At 68.8% G+C, this 4,306-nt stretch carries 5 protein-coding genes and 1 pseudogene; 1 reads left to right on the top strand and 5 read right to left on the bottom strand.

The features are described from left to right. The 5 genes and pseudogenes from DBR20_RS22335 to DBR20_RS09435 form a co-directional block, all read right to left on the bottom strand. Positions 1-363 (bottom strand): annotated as a pseudogene (locus tag DBR20_RS22335) (hypothetical protein); the annotation flags it as partial. 19 nt (positions 364-382) lie between these two features. Beyond that, positions 383-949 (bottom strand): ECF-type sigma factor, encoded by a 567-nt coding sequence (locus DBR20_RS09450; RefSeq protein ID WP_025875449.1) that lies wholly within the window; start codon positions 947-949, stop codon positions 383-385. A 68-nt stretch (positions 950-1,017) separates the two neighbouring features. Next, on the bottom strand, positions 1,018-1,830 hold the full coding sequence (gene mutM, locus DBR20_RS09445) for a bifunctional DNA-formamidopyrimidine glycosylase/DNA-(apurinic or apyrimidinic site) lyase (protein WP_108265996.1): 813 nt from the start codon (positions 1,828-1,830) through the stop codon (positions 1,018-1,020). Positions 1,831-1,849: 19 nt separating this feature from the next. After that, positions 1,850-2,185: an EF-hand domain-containing protein gene (locus tag DBR20_RS09440; protein WP_108265995.1), complete on the bottom strand. Its 336-nt coding sequence runs from the start codon at positions 2,183-2,185 to the stop codon at positions 1,850-1,852. Further along, the gene (locus DBR20_RS09435) at positions 2,182-3,384 is read right to left on the bottom strand and encodes a fatty acid desaturase (protein WP_108265994.1); all 1,203 of its coding nucleotides are present in this window, start codon (positions 3,382-3,384) and stop codon (positions 2,182-2,184) included. The genes DBR20_RS09440 and DBR20_RS09435 overlap by 4 nt, the downstream gene beginning before the upstream one ends. A gap of 215 nt (positions 3,385-3,599) precedes the next feature. On the opposite strand from DBR20_RS09435, the gene DBR20_RS09430 reads away from it, so the two are divergent. Further along, the coding region (locus tag DBR20_RS09430) for an ATP-binding cassette domain-containing protein (RefSeq protein ID WP_258223272.1) at positions 3,600-4,306 on the top strand (707 nt) is incomplete at its 3' end.

The following is a 4,306-nucleotide window of genomic DNA, read 5'->3' as shown; positions in this document are numbered from 1 at the left end:
GCGTTGGCGCAGGCCGGGATCGGCGACGCCGCTGCGCAGCAGCTTCAGTGCAACCTGGCGCTGGTACAGGCCGTCGCAGCGCTCGGCCAGCCAGACTTCGCCCATGCCACCTTCGCCGAGCGGGTGCAGCAGCCGATAGGGGCCGACCTCGCTTCCGGCGCGGCCCGGCGGTGTGGCGGTCCACAGCGGCTGGGCCATGAACTCGTGGCTGTCGGCTTCCTGCTGCAGCAGGTGTTCCAGCTCGCGGCCCAGCGTCGGGTCCTGCGCGCTCAAGCGCTGCAGGCGCAGCTGGCGGGCGGCGGGTGCCAGCTCCAGCAGCTGGTCCAGCCAGGACGACAATTGCTGCCAGCGGGCGGCGTCCATCGGCGTGTTCGGGCTGGTGTCAGTCGCTGCGCATCGCGGCCAGCAGGAACAGCCGCGCTTTCTGCCAGTCACGGCGGATGCTGCGTTCCGAGCGCTGGCTCAGCTCGGCGATCTCCAGCTCGGACAGGCCCGCGAAGTAGCGCAGCTCCACGACCTTGGCCAGGTGCGCATCGACGGCCTGCAGGCGTTCCAACGCAACATCGAGGGCCAGCAGGTCCTCGTCCAGGCGCACGCCGCTGCTGCTGTTCTCGGGAATCTCGGCCACCCGCTTGAGGTCGCCACCGCGCTTGCGCGCCAAGCGGTTGCGCGCGTAATCGACGACCACGCTGCGCATCGCCGACGCCGCATAGGCGAAGAAGTGCGCACGGTCCTCGAAGCGTGCCGCACCGCGGCTGCCCAGCAGCTTCAGGTAGGACTCGTGGACCAGCGAGGTCGCATCCAGGGTGCGGCCCTGCTGCCCGGCCAACTGCCGCCGGGCCATGCTGTGCAGCTCCTGGTACAGGGTGGTCAGCACGCGGTCGAGCGCGGCACGGTCACCGCCACGCGCAGCATCCAGCCAGACGGTGATATCCGGGCCTTCGTCCATCGCCAACGCTCCCCGCAGCGGATGTTGACTGGACTATAGCGCTGCGCGCGTGCAGCGCATGAAGACGTTCAGCGCTGGCAGCGGCTGCACCACACGCTGGCCCGCTGGCCGATCATCGCGTGCTTGAGTGGGCGGCCACAGCTGGGGCACGGCAGACCATCGCGGCCGTACACCAGCAGTTCCTGCTCGAAGTAACCGGGCGCACCATCAGGGCTGATGAAATCACGCAGGGTGGTGCCACCACGGGTGATCGCGTAGTCCAGCGTTTCCTTCACTGCCGTGGCCAGCCGCCGGTAGCGCTCGCGGGTGACCTTGCCAGCTTCGCGCAGCGGGCTGATGCCGGCCTTGAACAGGCTTTCGGCCGCGTAGATGTTGCCCACGCCGACCACCACCGCCTGGTCCATCAGGAAGGTCTTCACCGGCGCGCTGCGGCCCCGGCTGCGGGCGAACAGGTAGTCGCCGTCGAAGGCTTCATCCAGCGGTTCCGGGCCCAGCCCCTGCAGCAACGGATGGATCTCGCCGGCCGGCTGCCAGAGCAGGCTGCCGAAACGGCGCGGGTCGTTGAAACGCAGCAGGCGACCGTTGTCCAGGCTGATGTCCACATGGTCGTGGGCGCGCAGCGGGGTGTCGCCGGGCAGCACGCGCAGGCTGCCGGACATGCCCAGGTGCAGCACGGCGCTGCCGATGGCGGTATCCAGCAGCAGGTACTTGGCGCGGCGGCGCACGTCTTTGATGCGCTGGCCGGGCAGCAGCTCGGCCACCTCCGGCGGGATCGGCCAGCGCAGGTCGGCGCGGCGCAGGATCACCCCATGCACGCGGCGGCCCTGCAGGTGCGGCGCCAGGCCGCGGCGGGTGGTTTCTACTTCGGGCAGTTCGGGCATGGGACGATTCTATGCCCGCTCAGCGTGGTGGTGCAGCCAGTTCGCGCGCATCCAGGAACCCATCGCCGTTGGCGTCCTGCTTGTGGAAGCGCTGCATGATCGTCTGCCGCTGCTGTTCGCGGGTAATGGCCCTGCCCTTGCCGCCGGGCAGCTCATCGGCGCTCAGCACGCCATCGCCGTTGCGATCCATGCGATCGAAGGCGTACAGCATCCACTGCAGGTACTCGGCTTCACTGACCTTGCCGTCGCCGTCGCTGTCCATGCGCTGCAGGTAGCTGGCGGTGTCGTTGACCTGGGCCTGCACGGCAGGCGCCCACACTGCGACCAGCAACAACACCGTCAGCGCAGCCCTCATCCGCCCACCAGGGTGTAACCCTTCAGTCGCGCGGCATAGGCCTGCAGCGCGGCAATGCCGCTTTCCTCGGCCTCGCGGCACCAGGCCTGCAGTTGACGCAGGCGCTCGGCGGCATCGTGGCCACGCGCTTCCAGCAGCGTTGCCAGACGCGCGCGGTATTCCACCAGGGTGCGGATGCGCGGGCGCTGGGCGACCCATTCGCTGAGCTGCGCGCGGCTGTCCGGCTTCAGCCAGCGGCCGTCGTTGACCAGGCCACGGCGCAGCCTGCGCGGCAGCAACCGACGCAGCTTGGCACCCGCGTATCGCGCTTCTTCGCGCAATGCCGGCATGAACACGTTGCGCTGGTAGTCGGTCATCGCCTGGAAGCGATGCGACAACAGGGCTTTCAGGGTATCGGCGTCGGGCACGGCGATGTTCGGGCGCACGTCCATGGCCGGCGCCACCCGCAGTACCTTGGCAAGGCGCAGAGCCTGCAGCAGGCGGATCGCGCTCCAGCCGATGTCGAACTCCCAGCGCCGCATCGCAAAGCGCGCCGAGCTGGGGAACGCATGGTGGTTGTTGTGCAGTTCCTCGCCGCCAATCCAGAACGCCCATGGCGTCAGGTTGGTGGAGGTGTCGGCCGACTCGTAGTTGCGGTAGCCCCACCAGTGGCCCAGGCCATTGACCACGCCGGCGGCCCAGAACGGGATCCAGGCCATCTGGATCGCCCACAGGGCGATGCCCGGCAGGCCGAACAGCACGCTGTTGACCGCAAACAGCAGCACCGGGCCGAAGGTGGCATAGGGGGTGTACAGGCGGCGCTCGATCGCGTCGTCCGGCGTGCCGCGGCCGTACTGTTCGATGTCCTCGCGCATGCCGCGTGCTTCGCGGTACAGCTCCACGCCGCGCCAGAACACCTGGCCGATGCCACGGGTGACCGGGCTGTGCGGGTCGTCCTCGGTTTCCACCTTGGCGTGGTGCTTGCGATGGATCGCCACCCACTCCTTGGTGATCATCGAGGTGGTCAGCCAGGTCCAGAAGCGGAAGAAGTGCGCGACCACCGGATGGAAATCCACGCCCCGGTGCGCCTGGCTGCGGTGCAGGTAGAGGGTGACCGAGAAGATCGTGAGCTGGGTGAAGACCAGCAGCACCAGGGCCAGCTGCCACCAGCCCAGGCCCAGCACGCCACCGGTCAGCAGGGACATCAGGGCATCAGGCATGGCGACTCTCCAGAGCGACACAGGTATGGAAGACATCATGGGCGCTTGCGTTGCAAACTGCACCTTGCACCGCTGGATTGGCAGCGCCATTCCGTGGCTTCGTTCACAGTTGGGGACCCGTGTTGTCGAGCCTTGATCCGCGCATCCGCGCCGTAGACCCTGCCCCATCCGCCGGGGACCTGCCGCCCTTGATCGAACTGGACCGCGCCAGCGTGATGCGCGGCCAGGTGAAGGTCCTGCACGGGCTGAGCCTGCGCATCGCGCAGGGCCAGCACACCGCCCTGCTCGGCCCCAATGGCTGTGGCAAGTCCACCTTCATCAAGCTGATCACCCGCGAGCTGTATCCGCTGGCGCAGGCCGACGGCACGGTCGCGGTGAAGGTGCTCGGGCAGAACCGCTGGCAGGTCGACCGGCTGCGTTCGCAGCTGGGCATCGTCACCGGCGACCTCAGCAGCAACCTGGCCGACATGCCGGGGCTGACGGTGGAGCAGGCAGTGCTGTCGGGGTTCTTCGCCAGTTACATGGTGCCGGCCTTCCGCGAGGTCACCGCCGACATGCGCGTGCGGGTGGGCGAGACCCTGGCGATGACCGGTGCGTCGGGCCTGCGTGAGCGTGCCTACGCCGAACTGTCGGCCGGCGAGACCCGCCGCGTGCTGATCGCCCGCGCGCTGGTCAACCGGCCGCAGGCGCTGCTGCTGGATGAACCCTCCACCGGGCTGGACCTGGTGGCCCGCCAGCAGTTGATCGCCACCATGCGCGTGCTTGCGCAGCAGGGCATCACCCTGGTGCTGGTCACCCACCACATCGAGGAAGTGATTCCCGAGATCGAGCGGGTGGTGCTGCTGCGCGACGGCCGCGTGCTGGCCGATGGCGCGCGCGCCGAGCTGCTGCGCGCCGAACCGCTGTCGGCTGTGTTCGGCGG

Origin of the sequence: Stenotrophomonas sp. HMWF023, assembly GCF_003060985.1 — a bacterium.
Taxonomy (GTDB): Bacteria; Pseudomonadota; Gammaproteobacteria; order Xanthomonadales; family Xanthomonadaceae; genus Stenotrophomonas; species Stenotrophomonas lactitubi.
The sequence above is the reverse complement of the archived record's forward strand: the minus strand, read 5'-3'. Positions and strand labels throughout refer to the sequence as shown.

What these genes read in the sequence shown, in the direction of transcription:
- DBR20_RS09435 (WP_108265994.1), bottom strand. Translation starts at nt 3,384, where the DNA reads ATGCCTGATGCCCTGATGTCCCTGCTGACCGGTGGCGTGCTGGGCCTG.
- DBR20_RS09440 (WP_108265995.1), bottom strand. Translation starts at nt 2,185, where the DNA reads ATGAGGGCTGCGCTGACGGTGTTGTTGCTGGTCGCAGTGTGGGCGCCT.
- DBR20_RS09450 (WP_025875449.1), bottom strand. Translation starts at nt 949, where the DNA reads ATGGACGAAGGCCCGGATATCACCGTCTGGCTGGATGCTGCGCGTGGC.
- mutM (WP_108265996.1), bottom strand. Translation starts at nt 1,830, where the DNA reads ATGCCCGAACTGCCCGAAGTAGAAACCACCCGCCGCGGCCTGGCGCCG.